Raw genomic sequence first — 14,503 nt, forward strand, 5'->3', positions numbered from 1 at the left:
GACGCCCCCCTCCTCCCCAGGACTACCCGACCACCGGCGCCCACGTCGCGGGGGGGAGCTGTGTCCGACCGGGTCTGCGGGGGCCGGGCAGGCGCCCCAGCCGCCGTCCCCCCCGCCCCCGCCCCCTGGTCTGTGGTTCCCGGCTAGGACCGGACCTGGTCGGTCACCTCGTCCGAGAACGTGGTCAGCCGGGTGTAGACACCCGGGTACCCCGCCTGGGCGCAGCCCTCGCCCCAGGACGTGATCCCTGCCAGGGCGCCCCCGATGAGCAGGGGACCGCCGCTGTCGCCCTGGCAGGAGTCGACGCCGCCGGACGTCTTCCCGGCGCAGACCATGTCGGAGGCGACGTAGTCCGGGCCGTACGAGCCGGCGCAACTCGAGTCGGACACCGTGGGCACGGTGGCCGTCCGCAACTGGTGGGAGGAACTGCCGCCCGACGACGTGGTGCCCCAGCCGAGGATGCGGGCGCTGGTGCCGGCCGCGTACACCCCCGTGTCCGAGGAGCCGACGTACGCGGCGGTGGCGTACGGCATCGACGTCGACAGGGTCAGCACGGCCACGTCGTCACCCTTGGTGGCCATGGTGTAGCCGGGGTGCACCCAGATGCGGCTGACCTTCGCGACGGTGCCGTCGGTGCCGTTCAGATAGGTGCGGCCGCCGACGACCCGGACATCACCGGGGCTCTCGCCGGCCATGCAGTGGGCGGCCGTGACGACCTTGGTGGGGGAGACCAGCGTCCCGCCGCAGAACTGGTTCTGCGAGGCGTCGGTGATCTGCATCATGAACGGGTACGCGGACGTCGTGGTCGTGGTCCCGCCGACGATGCGGGTGGACGCGGCCTCGGCGGTGGGCGCGCTGAGCAGAGCGGCCGCCGCGGCGGCGACCGCCGTGACGACGGCGGTCCTTCTGGCACGGGTGAGCCCGGACAAGGAGACTCCTCGGTGGGGGGACGGCCGGTGGGGGGTTCGCGCGGGCACTGGTCTCGGTGGGGCCGAGGGACCGACCCCGTGTGCCCGGCGAGCGGCACACCCACAAGGTAGGTCCCGGCTGATCCCCTGCCCAATGAGGGAAGCCCCTAAGGGAGTTGGGCAGGGAAAACCCTCGGTCGTGCCGGGTAAACCGGGCCGCGCCGACGCAATGGGGTGAACTCCACCCGAACACACCGGCGAACCCGCGCCGTACGACGCACGGGGCCGGGTGGGCGGCCCGACGCGCCTACGCGCCGGGCCCGTGCCTCACGGGGCCCGGCGCCCCGCCGCCAGGCGGACGATGTCGACCCGGGAACGGATGCCGAGCTTGCGGTACACCCGGGTCAGCGTCGCCTCCACGGTCTTGACGCTGATGAACAGGCGCGCGGCGATCTCCCGGTTCGTGGCGCCCTCCATGACCAGGCCCGCGACCTGACGCTCCATCGAGGCCAGCCCGTCCAGGCCCGCCGGACCGCCCGGCGCGGGTTCGGGCGGGGGCAGCGCCGCCGCGCTGCGCTCCGCGGCGGCCGCCTCGACCTTCCGCAGCCACGGCAGCGCCCGGCAGCGGCGGAACAGCCGGGCCGCCTCCTCGTAGGCGGCCGGGCCCGCTTCGGGGCGCAGCAGGGCCAGCGCGAAGGCGGCGCGGGCCGCCTCCAGGCCGTATCCGAGGGCTTCCAGCCGGTCCTGAGCGGCCGTCAGCCGCGCCACCGCCCCCTCCCGGTCGCCGCGCGCGGCGCGCAGCACCGCCTCGGCCCGGTCCAGCACGCCCAGCACGCTGTCGCGGTTCAGCCGCAGCGCCTGCCCCCGGGCGACGTCGATGAGGTCCTGTGCCTCCGCCAGCTCGCCGGTGCCCACCAGGGCCTCGGCGAGGTCGCCGTGCCAGCGTCCGCGCGCGGGGTCCGTGATCCCGAGGCCCTGCTCGACCTCCCGCACCCGGCGCAGCGACCGCACCGCCGCCGGCAGGTCGCCCGCCACCAGCTCGGCGTGCCCCAGGGCGGCCAGCGCACGCGAGACGTACATCTGGTCGCCGTCCTCCTCGGCGTGCTCCACGGCCTCCCGGGCCAGGGTCAGCGCCCGGTCCACCTGCCCGCCCGCCGCCTCCGCGAGGGACGTCAGCACCGCCGACGCCACCTCGCCGATCCCGGTGTCCCGGGCCAGCCGCAGGCTCTCGCGGGCCAGGTCGAGGGCGCGTCCGCACTGACCGGAGTGCAGTTCGGTCTCGGCCACTCCGCGCAGGAAGTGCACCTCGCTCTCCACCCACCCGTGCCGGCGCACCTCGCGCAGCAGCCCGGTGACGGCCGCCCTGGCCTCCGGCAGCTGATCGCTCATGATCAGCCAGCGGAAGCGCGAGTACCCGGCGCCGTTGTGGTGGCACGCCACGCGCGGGTCCTGCGGCTCCTCCAGGGCGCGCTTGATGGTCGCGGGCGCGTCCGGATGCCCCATCAGCGTCTCGATCTGGGCCTGGAACGCCAGCGCCATCAGCTCGGTGTACCGGTCGCCGGCCCGCGCCGCGAGCTCGGCGGCGTACGCGACCTCCTCGCGTGCCTCGTCGAAGTCGCCCTTGACCAGCACGGCCCGCCAGGTCAGCTGGTAGTGGACCAGGGCGAGCAGCCGCGGGTCGTCACCGGCGTCCGCCAGGGCCTGCGGGAAGATCGCGTCGACCTCCGACATGGCGTGGCCGGCGGTCTCGATCACCGCGATCCAGGCCCGCACCCGCTCCGCGGGCACCGAGGTACGGGACAGCACCTCGCGGGCGATGTCCCGGGCGAGGTCCAGCTCGCCCGCCGTGATCGCGTCCTCGGTGGCCCTCAGCCGCAGCGCGTCCGGACTCGGGTCGCCGTCCGCCGGGGTGTGCCGGGCGGCGAGCAGGCACAGCTGGGCGGCGACCGACGGGGCGCCCCGGTCGCGGGCCAGCGCGGCGGCCTCCGCGAGCCGGGCGGCGACCTGCGGGTCGGTGCCGCTGGTGGCGAGGGCCAGGTGCCGGGCGCGTTCGATCGGGTCGGAGGCGGCCGTCGACAGGGCGGCGTGGACGGCCCGGCGCTCCCGCGCGGGCGCCTCCGCGTACAGCGCGGCCGAGATCATGGGGTGCGCGAACCGTACGGCCGGCCCTTCCGGCTCGGTCGCCAGCAGGCCGAGGGCGGCGGCCTGGGCCGTCTCGGCCTCGGCGTTGGCCCGCCCGGCCGCGTGCAGCAGGGCCACGGTGGGGCGGGCGCCGGCGCTGGCCACGAGGAGGGTGCGGCGGGCCTCCTCCGACAGCATCTCCAACCGGTTCAGGACGAGGGCGCGCAGCGAGGTGGGCACCGGAAGGGGCTCGCCGGGGCGGGGCGGGGTGGCGTTCTCCGCGAGGGCCCGGCTCAGTTCGAGCGCGAAGAGGGCGTTCCCGCCGCTGGTGCGGTGGATGTCACGGACGGTGGAGCGCGGCAGACCGGTGTAGCCGCGGCGGTCGAGCAGGACGGAGAGCTGGGACCGGGACAGCGGGCCCAGGCGTATCGCCAGGGTGTCCGGCGGGGAGGCGCGCAGGATCTGGTCGTACTCCTCGCCCTCGGTGCGCACCGCGCACAGCATCCGCACCGGGGTCTCGCCGAGCCGGCGGGCCGCGAAGCCGAGGAGTTCGGCGCTGGCCGGATCCAGCCACTGGGCGTCGTCGGCGACGATCAGCACGGGCCCGGCGTCGGCCAGGGCGCGCAGCGCGGACAGGACCGCGAGCCGCAGGGCCAGCCCGTCCCGCTGGAGCGTGGACTCGCCGCGGCCGGTGAGCGCCGCCTCCAGGGCGGTGCGCTGGGCGGCGGGCAGCCGTCCGGACACCTCGTCGAGGACGAGGCCGAGGAGGTCGGCCAGGGCCAGGAAGGGAAGGTGGGATTCGGACTCGGTGGGGGAGCAGCGCAAGACGGTTCGTGCCTCGTGGCCGTATTCCGCGGCCAAAGCCCGCAGGACCGTCGACTTGCCAATTCCGGCCGGACCGTGAAGCAGCACGCTGCCGCCGCGCGCGAGCTGCTCGCGGGCCGAGGTGACCAGTTCGGCCCGCCCGATGACCTGGTCGGAGCGGCAGCCGGCAGGCTCCTTGAAGTCCCGTGGCACGGTCACCGCTCCCCTCCATGTGTCGTGTTCGGGCCAATATTAGGCAACGGTTCTTTGAAATTCGGAGCCGCGGGGAGGTGAGGCGAATAACAACCGGACCGCATAGAGAAATTCACAGCACCGATGAATGAATGGTGAGCCGTCCCGAGCGGCGCGTCCACCCCCGTGCGGCCCCGCCGTGCGGGACCGGGGCCGCCCCCGTCCGGGACCGCCCGCCGCACCCACCGGTCCGTGTCCACGGCTACGGCAGCAGCCCCGCCCGGCGCGCGGCCACCACGGCCTCCCCGCGCGTGTGGGCGCCCAGCTTGCGCATGGCCGACCGCAGATAGCCCTTCACCGTCTCCGCGCGCAGGCCCAGCCGCCCGGCGGCCACCGCGTTCGTGGCGCCCGCGGCCACACACGCCAGCACGTCCACCTCGCGCGGCGCCAGCCGCACGGCCCGCGGGTCCGCCCCCACCGCCAGCAGGCCGGCCGCGTCCAGAAACTCCGCGCGCAGCGCCGGATCACCGATACGCGGCGCCAGCGCCCGCAGCGCCGCGTGCGCCTCCCGGACCTGCTCCCAGGCGGCACCCCGTTCGTCCGGCGCGGCGGGCCCCGGCCGGGCCGCCTCCAGCAGCCCCTGCACCTCGTCCCGCACCACCAGGGCCTGCTCGACGTCCCGCGCCGCGTCCACCGCGGCCGTCAGGACACGGTCGCCCAGCGGCTGGGCGTTGCGCAGGGCGCCGTACAGGACACCGCGCACCCGGCGCCGCACGACCACCGGGACCGCCACCACCGCGCACAGGCCCTCGGCGGCGACGGCGGCGTCGTACTCGTGGCTGATCTGCCGGGAGGCCGAGTAGTCGGTGACCGCGCAGGGGCGGGCCAGCGCGACGGCCTTGCCGCCGAGGCCGTTGCCCGCGGCGACCGCGAGCCGGCGCAGGGCGTCCGTGGCGGTGCCGTTCAGCTCGCTGATGCGCACCCGCGGGCGGCCCGGCTCCAGCAGGCCACCGAAGGCGACCGGGAGCCCGGTCGAGCGGCGCAGACGCACCAGCCCACGCCCGATCTCCACCGCCGCGGCCGCTTCCACTGCCACCCTGCTCGCCCCTTCACCCGCCGCGTCCCGAGCGCACACCCCCGTTCGGGGGTAGTGAGACCCACGTCACGGATTACACGATGGCAGAGGGCCGCCCGGCAAGGTCCGGTAACCAGGAGGACGTATGAAGACGGGGACGGAGCTGTTCCGCGGGGCGCGGGACTTCCTGCTCGAACACCGCGAGGACTACGCCACGGCGTACGAGGGCTTCACCTGGCCCCGGCCGGAGCGGTTCAACTGGGCGCTCGACTGGTTCGACGCCATCGCGGCCGGGAACGACCGGATCGCGCTGCACATCGTGGAGGAGGACGGCAGCGAGGTACGGCTGACGTTCGCCGAGACGGCCGAACGCTCCGCCCGCGTCGCCACCTGGCTGCGCGAGAAGGGCGTACGGGCCGGGGACCGCGTGCTCGTCACGCTCGGCAACCAGGCCGAACTGTGGGAGACCGCCCTCGCCGCCATGAAGCTGCGCGCCGTCGTCATCCCGGCCACCCCGCTGCTCGGCCCGGCCGACCTGCGCGACCGCGTGGAACGCGGACACGTCCGGCACGTCCTGGTCCGCTCGGAGGACACCGGCAAGTTCGACGACGTGCCCGGCGACTACACCCGGATCGCCGTCGGCGGGGCACCCGCGGGCTGGCTGGCGTACGAGGACGCCTACGACGCCTCCGCCGCCTTCACCCCCGACGGGCCGACCCGCGCCGACGACCCGCTGATGCTCTACTTCACCTCCGGCACCACCGCCCGCCCCAAACTGGTCGAGCACACCCACACCTCGTACCCGATCGGGCATCTGGCCACCATGTACTGGATCGGCCTCAAGCCGGGGGACGTGCACCTGAACATCTCGTCGCCCGGCTGGGCCAAGCACGCCTGGTCCAATCTGTTCGCCCCGTGGAACGCCGAGGCGACCGTCTTCATCCACAACTACACGCGCTTCGACGCCGCCCGGCTGATGGCCGAGATGGACCGGGTCGGCGTCACCACCTTCTGCGCCCCGCCGACGGTGTGGCGCATGCTCATCCAGGCCGACCTGGGCGCGCTGCGCACCCCGCCCCGCGAGGTCGTCGCCGCCGGCGAGCCGCTCAACCCCGAGGTCATCGAGCAGGTGCGGCGCGCCTGGGGCGTGACCATCAGGGACGGCTTCGGGCAGACCGAGACGGCCGTGCAGGTCTCCAACAGCCCCGGCCAGCCCCTGAAGACGGGCTCCATGGGCCGGCCCAGCCCCGGCTACCGCGTCGAACTGCTCGACCCGGTCACCGGCGCCCCCGGCGCCGACGAGGGGGAGATCGCCCTGGACCTCTCCGCCCGGCCGGTCGGCGTGATGACGGGCTACCACGGCGACCCGGACCGTACGGCGGAGGCGATGGCGGGCGGCTACTACCGCACCGGCGACATCGGCTCCCGCGACGCCGACGGCTACATCACCTATGTGGGCCGCTCCGACGACGTCTTCAAGGCCAGCGACTACAAGATCAGCCCGTTCGAGCTGGAGAGCGCCCTGCTGGAGCACGAGGCCGTCGCCGAGGCGGCCGTCGTGCCCGCGCCCGACGCCCTGCGGCTCGCGGTGCCCAAGGCGTACATCGTGCTCGCGGAGGGCTGGGAGCCCGGACCCGACACGGCCAAGGTGCTCTTCGAGCACTCCCGGCAGACCCTGGCGCCCTACAAGCGGCTGCGCCGACTGGAGTTCGGGCCGCTGCCCAAGACCGTGTCCGGCAAGATCCGCCGTATCGAACTGCGCGAGGCCACCGCCGCGGGGTCGGACGCCGAGTACCGCGAGGAGGACTTCCGGTGAACTCCTACACCCACGGCACCGGGGACACGCCCCTGCTGGGCGACACGATCGGGGCGAACCTGGACCGGGCCGTCGCCGCCTGGCCGGACCGGGAGGCGCTGGTCGACGTGGCGTCCGGGCGGCGCTGGACGTACACGGAGTTCGCCGCCGACGTCGACCGGCTGGCGTACGCGCTGCTGGCGAGCGGTGTCGCCAAGGGCGACCGGGTGGGCATCTGGGCCGTCAACTGCCCGGAGTGGGTGCTGGTCCAGTACGCCACCGCCCGCGTCGGCGCCGTCATGGTGAACATCAACCCCGCCTACCGCACGCACGAGTTGGAGTACGTCCTCAACCAGGCCGGCGTCTCGCTGCTGTTCGCCTCGCTCAGCCACAAGTCGAGCGACTACCGGGCGATGGTCGAGGAGGTGCGCGGCCGGTGCCCGGCGCTGCGGGAGACCGCCTACATCGGCGATCCCAGCTGGGACGCGCTGATCGCGCGCGGCACCCCGGCCCCGTTCCCGGAGTTGTCCTGCGACGACCCGATCAACATCCAGTACACCTCGGGCACCACCGGCTTCCCCAAGGGCGCCACGCTCTCCCACCACAACATCCTGAACAACGGCTATTTCGTGGGGGAGTCGATCGCGTACACCGAGCAGGACCGGGTGTGCGTCCCGGTCCCCTTCTATCACTGCTTCGGCATGGTGATGGGGAATCTGGCCGCCACGTCCCACGGCGCCTGCATCGTCGTCCCGGCCCCGTCCTTCGATCCGAGGGCCACCCTGGAGGCCGTGCAGCGGGAGCGGTGCACCTCGCTCTACGGCGTGCCGACGATGTTCATCGCCGAGCTGAACCTCCCCGACTTCGCCGGCTACGACCTCTCCACCCTGCGCACCGGCATCATGGCGGGCTCGCCCTGCCCGGTGGAGGTGATGAAGCGGGTGGTCGCGGAGATGCACATGGAGCAGGTCTCCATCTGCTACGGCATGACGGAGACCTCCCCGGTGTCCCTGCAGACCCGTATGGACGACGACCTGGAGCACCGCACCGGCACCGTCGGCCGCGTCCTGCCGCACATCGAGGTGAAGATCGTCGACCCGGCGACCGGCGTCACCGTCGAGCGCGGCACGTCCGGCGAACTGTGCACCCGGGGCTACAGCGTGATGCTCGGTTACTGGGACGAGCCGGAGAAGACCGCCGAGGCGATCGACCGGGCCCGCTGGATGCACACCGGCGATCTGGCGGTGATGCGCGAGGACGGGTACGTCGAGATCGTCGGCCGGATCAAGGACATGATCATCCGGGGCGGCGAGAACATCTACCCGCGCGAGATCGAGGAGTTCCTCTACGCCCACCCCAAGATCGCCGACGTCCAGGTGGTCGGGGTGCCGCACGAGCGGTACGGCGAGGAGGTGCTGGCCTGCGTCATCCCACGCGACGCGGCCGATCCGCTGACACTGGAGGAACTGCGCGCCTTCTGCGACGGACAGCTCGCGCACTACAAGATCCCGAGCCGCCTGACCCTCCTCGACGCGTTCCCGATGACGGTGTCCGGCAAGGTGCGCAAGGTGGAACTGCGCCGCCGGTACGCGACCGGCTAGCTCCGGCGCATACACACACGCGGCCACCGGTCGAGCCCGAGCTCCGCCTCCCGGGCGCGGATCGCCCGCAGCCCGGGGGTGAGCCGGTCCTCCGGCACGACACGGAACCCCAGCCGCTCGTAGTAGGGCGCGTTCCACGGCACGTGCGTGAACGTGGTCAGGGTCAGCCCGCTCAGCCCCTCCTCCCGGGCGCGTTCCCCGGCGTACGCGAGGAGGGCCCGGCCCACACCACGGCGGGCGGCGCGGGGGTGCACGGACACCTGCTCGACGTGCAGCCGCCCGTCGACGGGTTCGGCCACCAGATACCCCACCGGCCGATCGCCCTCGTCACAGCCGACCCAGGCCCGCCCGGCCCGCCGGTACCCCTCCAGCACGTCCACCGGGAACGGCTCGTCGTCGGCGATCTCCGCCATGCCGATCTCCCGGAAGACGGCTCCGGCGGCCCGCTCGATCTCCTGAAGCACACTCAGCTCATCGGGCAGGACGGGACGGATGCGCATGGGGCGAGTGTCGTCCCGGCCGGGCAGGGACGCCAGCGGTTTTCGGGCTCACCCCGCCCCCGTCGCGTCCAGTTCGTCGGCCTGGCCGTTGACCGGCTGGGGGGTGCCCGTGAGGTCGAGGACGAACAGGGGGACGTGCAGGGAGTCGGCACGGGTGCGGGCGTCCGGGGTGTAGCCGGCGAGGGAGAAGTAGACGCAGTGCGTCGACTCCGTCATCGCCGTCAGCCACAGGCACTCCACGTCCCGCCGCGAGGCCGGGTTCACCGTCGGGTCGACCTGGGCGAGGAGGCCGTGCGCGGCGAGGCCGATGCCGGAGGTGGGGCGCTGGTCGGCGCGGCGGATGTCCCGGTAGCCGAGCCAGCGCAAGTAGACGGCCGCCGCGGTGACGGCGTCCCGGGCGGTGCGGATCGTCACCGGCTGGAAGGCGCGGCGGGGTGCGGGGGACCGCCGGGGCCCGGCCGTGGAAGGGCTCGACAGGGGGATCCGGAGGACCGTGCCGCAGGGGCAGCCCAGTTCGGGGCGGGGCCACTCGCTCTCGCGGCCGCACGCGGAGCAGCCCACGGTGATCCACTCGTCGTCCCAGGCCCGGTGGGTGACGGGGGTGGCGGTCCCGTCCGGGTCGAGCGGGGGCGCGAGGGGAGCCCCGCACGCGCACGGATAGACGGGTGCCTCGTAGTGGTGCTCGCTCCGGCAGGCCGGGCAGCGCACCGGCACGCTCTCGGACATGGCCCGCTCCAGGACGGTTCGCATCGGACGGCGGCCCCATCGTCCTCCTGCCGGGGGCCGCTTGTCCCCCTCTTGACGCTCTCCGGCACCCCACCTACATTGCTTCCAGATAGTAGAAAGTAGATTCCGTCATACGGAAAACATGACGGGATGCGACTCATCACGGACTTGCTCACCGGCGGGCGCGACGGGAGTGCGAATCCGACGGCCGAAGCAGGAGACCTCAATGGCTCGTATGACCGCTGCCCGCGCGGCAGTCGAGATCCTCAAGCGCGAGGGCGTCAGCGACGCGTTCGGTGTGCCCGGCGCGGCGATCAACCCCTTCTACGCGGCGCTCAAGGCGTCCGGTGGCATCCACCACACCCTCGCTCGCCATGTCGAGGGCGCCTCGCACATGGCCGAGGGCTACACCCGCGCGCACCCCGGCAACATCGGCGTCTGCATCGGCACGTCCGGCCCCGCCGGCACCGACATGATCACCGGTCTCTACTCCGCGACCGGCGACTCCATCCCGATCCTGTGCATCACCGGCCAGGCGCCGACCGCCGTGATCCACAAGGAGGACTTCCAGGCCGTCGACATCGCCGCGATCGCGGGGCCGGTCACGAAGATGGCCGTCACGGTCCTGGAGGCCGCGCAGGTCCCCGGCGTCTTCCAGCAGGCCTTCCATCTGATGCGCTCCGGCCGTCCCGGCCCCGTCCTCATCGACCTGCCGATCGACGTCCAGCTCACCGAGATCGAGTTCGACCCGGAGACGTACGCGCCGCTGCCCGTCTACAAGCCCGCCGCGACCCGCGCCCAGATCGAGAAGGCGCTCGGCATGCTGAACGCCGCCGAGCGGCCGCTGATCGTCGCGGGCGGCGGAGTCGTCAACGCCGACGCCGCCGACCTCCTCGTCGAGTTCGCCGAGTTGACCGGCACCCCGGTCGTCCCCACCCTGATGGGCTGGGGCGTGCTCCCCGACGACCACGAGCTGAACGCCGGCATGGTGGGCCTGCAGACCTCGCACCGCTACGGCAACGCCACCTTCCTGGAGTCCGACTTCGTCCTCGGCATCGGCAACCGCTGGGCCAACCGCCACACCGGCCGGCTGGACGTCTACACGGCCGGCCGCACCTTCGTGCACGTCGACGTCGAGCCCACCCAGATCGGCAGGATCTTCGCCCCGGACTACGGCATCGCCTCCGACGCCAGGGCCGCCCTGGAGCTGTTCGTCGAGGTGGCCAGGGAACTGAAGGCCGAGGGCCGGCTGCCCGACCGCCGTGCCTGGGCCGCCTCCACCCAGGAGCGCCGGGCCACCCTCCAGCGGCGTACGCACTTCGACGACATCCCGATCAAGCCGCAGCGCGTCTACGAGGAGATGAACAGGGCCTTCGGCCCGGAGACCCGGTACGTCTCCACGATCGGCCTCTCGCAGATCGCGGGCGCCCAGATGCTGCACGTCCACCGCCCCCGGCACTGGATCAACTGCGGCCAGGCCGGCCCCCTCGGCTGGACCGTCCCGGCCGCGCTGGGCGTCGCCAAGGCCGACCCGGACGCCCCGGTCGTCGCGCTGTCCGGCGACTACGACTTCCAGTTCATGATCGAGGAGCTGGCCGTCGGGGCGCAGCACAAGATCCCGTACGTCCATGTGCTGGTCAACAACGCCTATCTGGGCCTGATCCGCCAGGCGCAGCGGGCCTTCGACATCGACTTCCAGGTCAACCTGGAGTTCGAGAACGTCAACGCACCGGAACTCGGCGTCTACGGCGTGGACCACGTCAAGGTCGCCGAGGGCCTCGGCTGCAAGGCGATCCGGGTGACCGACCCGGCCGAGCTGGGATCGGCCTTCGAGCAGGCCGGGAAGCTGGCGGCGCAGTACCGGGTGCCGGTCGTCGTGGAGGTGATCCTGGAGCGGGTCACCAACATCTCGATGTCGACGAGCAACGACATCGGCGCTGTCGTGGAGTTCGAGGAGATCGCGACCGAGCCGGGTCACGCGCCGACGGCGGTCAGGCCGCTCAAGGTCTGATCCGGACCCGGGGCGCGTCAGCCCCACCGACCGCGAAGGGCGGTCCGGCCGACAGCCGGACCGCCCTCTTCGTGCTCCCCCGTGGATGTGCTCCCCCGTACCACCCCCGTGTCACGGGACCCGCTGCCCCCGTGCCGGCGGGCCCCGTGTGACGACAATCTGCCCTTCCCGGGGGGCAGTCCAAGCCCCTTGAACGAAGTTCAGAGGTTGATTTGAGCATGACGTAGAGGCCCTACGCCGCCGGCTGTACGCGCCCCGTCAGCCCGCCTCGTGGTGCTCCGACAGCCCCGGCCAGTCGTCGGGGCCGCCGCCCTGCCAGTCGATGAAGTCGCTCTCCGCCACGTCGGTGACGTAGTGGTCGGCGAGCCGCAGGATCTCGCTGACGTCGTCCACGTGCGTGGCGATGCCCAGCGTCTCGTCGCCCTCGGTGACCCGCCGGGAGCCGTCCAGCCCGGGCGGGTGCACCACGACGTGCGGATGCTCGGTCGGTCGTGCCGTCATGCCTTCAGACTGCTGCGAACGGCGCGGATCCGCACCCCGGCGGGACACCCGCGCACGCGCGCGGCGCCGGGCACGGGAGTTCCCGTACCCGGCGCCGCGAGGCTGTCCGGTGGTGGCCGTCCGACGGCGCGAGGCTGGGCGCGACAGTACGTTCGCGCCGCCGGACGGCGTTCTGGGGCGTGCCCGCCGTGCGTGCCCGGGACCGCGGCGGGAGCGACGGAACCTGGCCCGCCTCCCCTCAGGTCGAAGGAGGCGGCCGGGACCTTCACCACCGCACTGGCTCGCTCGCCGCCGCGGTCCACACGCGGCCCGCGCCCTCCTCCGGGCGGCCACCCCTCATCCGGGCCGGCCGGCGACGGGGCGCGGGCGGTGCGCCCGGCTCATGACCTCCCGTCAGGAGCCGGACGCCGTTCACAAGTCCGCCGGCGGGGGCCGACGGGGTGTCCGGGCGGTGCCGGTGCCTGGGCGCGACAGGACATGTGTCGGCGCCGGCACCGCCCGGAGGTCTCAGTGGGACGCGCCCGACAGGCGCTCCACGGCCCGCAGCAGGGCCGAGTGGTCCAGGCCTCCGTCGCCCTGCGCGCGCAGGGACGCCACGAGCTGGGCGACCACGGCGCCGACCGGCAGGGCCGCGCCGACGCTGCGGGCGGCGTCCGTGACGATGCCCATGTCCTTGTGGTGCAGGTCGATGCGGAAGCCCGGCTGGAAGTCCCGGTTCAGGAAGTTGTCCTTCTTCCGGGTCAGCACGGTCGAGCCCGCCAGGCCGCCGTTCAGGACGTCCAGGGCCGCCTTCAGGTCCACGCCGGACTTCTCCAGGAAGACCACGGCCTCGGCGCACGCCTGGATGTTCACGGCGACGATCAGCTGGTTGGCGGCCTTCACGGTCTGGCCCGAGCCGTGCGGACCGCACAGCACGATGGTCCTGCCCAGTGCCTCCAGGAGCGGCTTCGCGGCGTCGAAGTCCGCCTGCTCGCCACCGACCATGATCGACAGGACCGCCTCGACCGCACCGGCCTCGCCGCCGGACACCGGGGCGTCCAGCACCCGGATGCCCTTGTCCGCGGCGGCCCTCGCGAGATCGATCGAGGTCTGCGGGGTGATCGAGGACATGTCGATCAGCAGCGCGCCGGAGCGCGCGTTCTCCAGGATGCCGTCGGGGCCGTACGCGATCGCCTCGACCTGCGGGGAGGCCGGGACCATGGTGATCACGACGTCGGCGTCCTTCACGGCCTCGGCGATCGAGGAGGCCGCGGTGCCGCCCGCCGCGGCGAGCCGGTCCAGCTTGTCCTGCTCCAGCGTGTAGCCGGTGACCTGGTAGCCCGCCTTGATCAGGTTCTCGGACATGGGGGAGCCCATGATGCCGAGGCCGATCCAGGCGACCGTGGGAAGGGTGCTCATGATGGGGTGCCTTTCGGTAACGGGGTCAGCGGGGCAGCCAGTCGAAGGCCTCGGCGCTCGGGCGGTCGCCCGGCTTGTACTCGAGGCCGACCCAGCCGTCGTAGCCCGCCTTCCGCAGCTGGTCGAGGAGGTCCTCGAGGGGGAGCGAGCCGGTGCCCGGGGCGCCGCGGCCCGGGTTGTCGGCGATCTGGACGTGGCCGGTCCTCGCCGCGTACCGCTCGATCACCGCGGGCAGGTCCTCGCCGTTCATGGACAGGTGGTAGAGGTCCATGAGGAACTTCGCGTTGCCCAGTCCGGTCGCCGCGTTCACCTTGTCCACCACGCCCACCGCGGCGGGCGCGCTGACCAGCGGGTAGAGCGGTGACTCCGGCTCGTTCAGGGCCTCGATCAGCAGGATCGCGCCGATCCGGTCGGCCGCCCGGGCCGCGAGGACCAGGTTCTCCAGCGCGAGCGCGTCCTGCTCGGCCGGGTCCACGCCCTCGACGCGGTTGCCGTACAGGGCGTTGAGGGCCCCGCAGCCGAGGGAGCCGGCGAACTCCGCCGCGACCTCCACGTTGGCGCGGAACCGCTCCGACTCCTCGCCGGGCACGGACAGGGCGCCGCGATCGGGGCCGGGCAGCCGCCCGGCGTAGAAGTTCAGCCCGGTGAGCCGTACGCCCGCGTCCTCGACCGCCTTCCGCAGGGCGTCGAGCTCGGACCGCCCGGGGGCGGGGGAGTCGATCCAGGGCCACCACAGCTCGACCGCGGTGAAGCCGGCCGCGGCGGCGGCCGCGGGACGCTCCAGGAGCGGGAGTTCCGTGAAGAGGATCGACAGGTTGACGTTGAAGCGCTGCTCTGCGAATCCCATCGGGGCCGGCGCTCCCTTCCGTGG

At 73.3% G+C, this 14,503-nt stretch carries 11 protein-coding genes; 3 read left to right on the plus strand and 8 right to left on the minus strand.

The window, feature by feature from the left end:
• Positions 1-143: 143 nt before the first annotated feature.
• The 3 genes from ACFV46_RS16240 to ACFV46_RS16250 form a co-directional block, all read right to left on the minus strand.
• A complete protein-coding gene (locus ACFV46_RS16240) occupies positions 144-929 on the minus strand; it encodes a S1 family peptidase (protein WP_385498627.1) in 786 nt (261 codons plus the stop codon).
• A 306-nt stretch (positions 930-1,235) separates the two neighbouring features.
• Positions 1,236-4,052, minus strand: coding sequence for an AAA family ATPase (locus ACFV46_RS16245; RefSeq protein ID WP_385498628.1), 2,817 nt, complete (start codon positions 4,050-4,052; stop codon positions 1,236-1,238).
• 235 nt (positions 4,053-4,287) lie between these two features.
• Positions 4,288-5,115: a LuxR C-terminal-related transcriptional regulator gene (locus tag ACFV46_RS16250; protein WP_385498769.1), complete on the minus strand. Its 828-nt coding sequence runs from the start codon at positions 5,113-5,115 to the stop codon at positions 4,288-4,290.
• A 130-nt stretch (positions 5,116-5,245) separates the two neighbouring features.
• Here ACFV46_RS16250 and ACFV46_RS16255 point away from each other — a divergent pair, with 130 nt between their 5' ends.
• Both ACFV46_RS16255 and ACFV46_RS16260 read left to right on the plus strand, forming a co-directional pair.
• Complete coding sequence (locus tag ACFV46_RS16255) at positions 5,246-6,916, plus strand: AMP-binding protein (RefSeq protein WP_385498629.1); 1,671 nt, start codon at positions 5,246-5,248, stop codon at positions 6,914-6,916.
• Positions 6,913-8,496, plus strand: coding sequence for an AMP-binding protein (locus tag ACFV46_RS16260; protein ID WP_361934787.1), 1,584 nt, complete (start codon positions 6,913-6,915; stop codon positions 8,494-8,496). Before ACFV46_RS16255 ends, ACFV46_RS16260 begins: the two co-directional genes overlap by 4 nt.
• Here ACFV46_RS16260 and ACFV46_RS16265 read toward each other — a convergent pair.
• Complete coding sequence (locus ACFV46_RS16265; RefSeq protein WP_385498630.1) at positions 8,493-8,996, minus strand: GNAT family N-acetyltransferase; 504 nt, start codon at positions 8,994-8,996, stop codon at positions 8,493-8,495. The two genes, ACFV46_RS16260 and ACFV46_RS16265, sit on opposite strands and share 4 nt — an antisense overlap.
• Before the next feature lie 48 nt (positions 8,997-9,044).
• Positions 9,045-9,722, minus strand: a complete 678-nt coding sequence (locus ACFV46_RS16270; RefSeq protein ID WP_385498631.1) for a hypothetical protein — start codon at positions 9,720-9,722, stop codon at positions 9,045-9,047.
• A 226-nt stretch (positions 9,723-9,948) separates the two neighbouring features.
• Here ACFV46_RS16270 and gcl point away from each other — a divergent pair, with 226 nt between their 5' ends.
• Positions 9,949-11,733 carry a glyoxylate carboligase gene (gcl, locus tag ACFV46_RS16275; RefSeq protein WP_385498632.1) on the plus strand — a complete coding sequence of 595 codons (1,785 nt, stop codon included), beginning with the start codon at positions 9,949-9,951 and terminating at the stop codon, positions 11,731-11,733.
• Between the two features lie 258 nt (positions 11,734-11,991).
• On the opposite strand, the gene ACFV46_RS16280 is transcribed toward gcl, so the two are convergent.
• The 3 genes from ACFV46_RS16280 to ACFV46_RS16290 form a co-directional block, all read right to left on the minus strand.
• A complete protein-coding gene (locus ACFV46_RS16280) occupies positions 11,992-12,234 on the minus strand; it encodes a hypothetical protein (protein WP_361934798.1) in 243 nt (80 codons plus the stop codon).
• Positions 12,235-12,741: 507 nt separating this feature from the next.
• A complete protein-coding gene (locus ACFV46_RS16285; protein WP_385498633.1) occupies positions 12,742-13,632 on the minus strand; it encodes a 2-hydroxy-3-oxopropionate reductase in 891 nt (296 codons plus the stop codon).
• Between the two features lie 25 nt (positions 13,633-13,657).
• Positions 13,658-14,479 (minus strand): TIM barrel protein, encoded by an 822-nt coding sequence (locus ACFV46_RS16290; RefSeq protein ID WP_361934803.1) that lies wholly within the window; start codon positions 14,477-14,479, stop codon positions 13,658-13,660.
• Between the last annotated feature and the right edge of the window lie 24 nt (positions 14,480-14,503).

Origin of the sequence: Streptomyces sp. NPDC059852 (assembly GCF_042731455.1) — a bacterium.
Classification (GTDB): domain Bacteria; phylum Actinomycetota; class Actinomycetes; order Streptomycetales; family Streptomycetaceae; genus Streptomyces.

Excerpts from the sequence above, each read along its gene's own strand:
- ACFV46_RS16255 (WP_385498629.1), top strand. The coding sequence starts at position 5,246 with ATGAAGACGGGGACGGAGCTGTTCCGCGGGGCGCGGGACTTCCTGCTC.
- ACFV46_RS16265 (WP_385498630.1), bottom strand. The coding sequence starts at position 8,996 with ATGCGCATCCGTCCCGTCCTGCCCGATGAGCTGAGTGTGCTTCAGGAG.
- ACFV46_RS16270 (WP_385498631.1), bottom strand. The coding sequence starts at position 9,722 with ATGTCCGAGAGCGTGCCGGTGCGCTGCCCGGCCTGCCGGAGCGAGCAC.
- gcl (WP_385498632.1), top strand. The coding sequence starts at position 9,949 with ATGGCTCGTATGACCGCTGCCCGCGCGGCAGTCGAGATCCTCAAGCGC.
- ACFV46_RS16280 (WP_361934798.1), bottom strand. The coding sequence starts at position 12,234 with ATGACGGCACGACCGACCGAGCATCCGCACGTCGTGGTGCACCCGCCC.
- ACFV46_RS16285 (WP_385498633.1), bottom strand. The coding sequence starts at position 13,632 with ATGAGCACCCTTCCCACGGTCGCCTGGATCGGCCTCGGCATCATGGGC.
- ACFV46_RS16290 (WP_361934803.1), bottom strand. The coding sequence starts at position 14,479 with ATGGGATTCGCAGAGCAGCGCTTCAACGTCAACCTGTCGATCCTCTTC.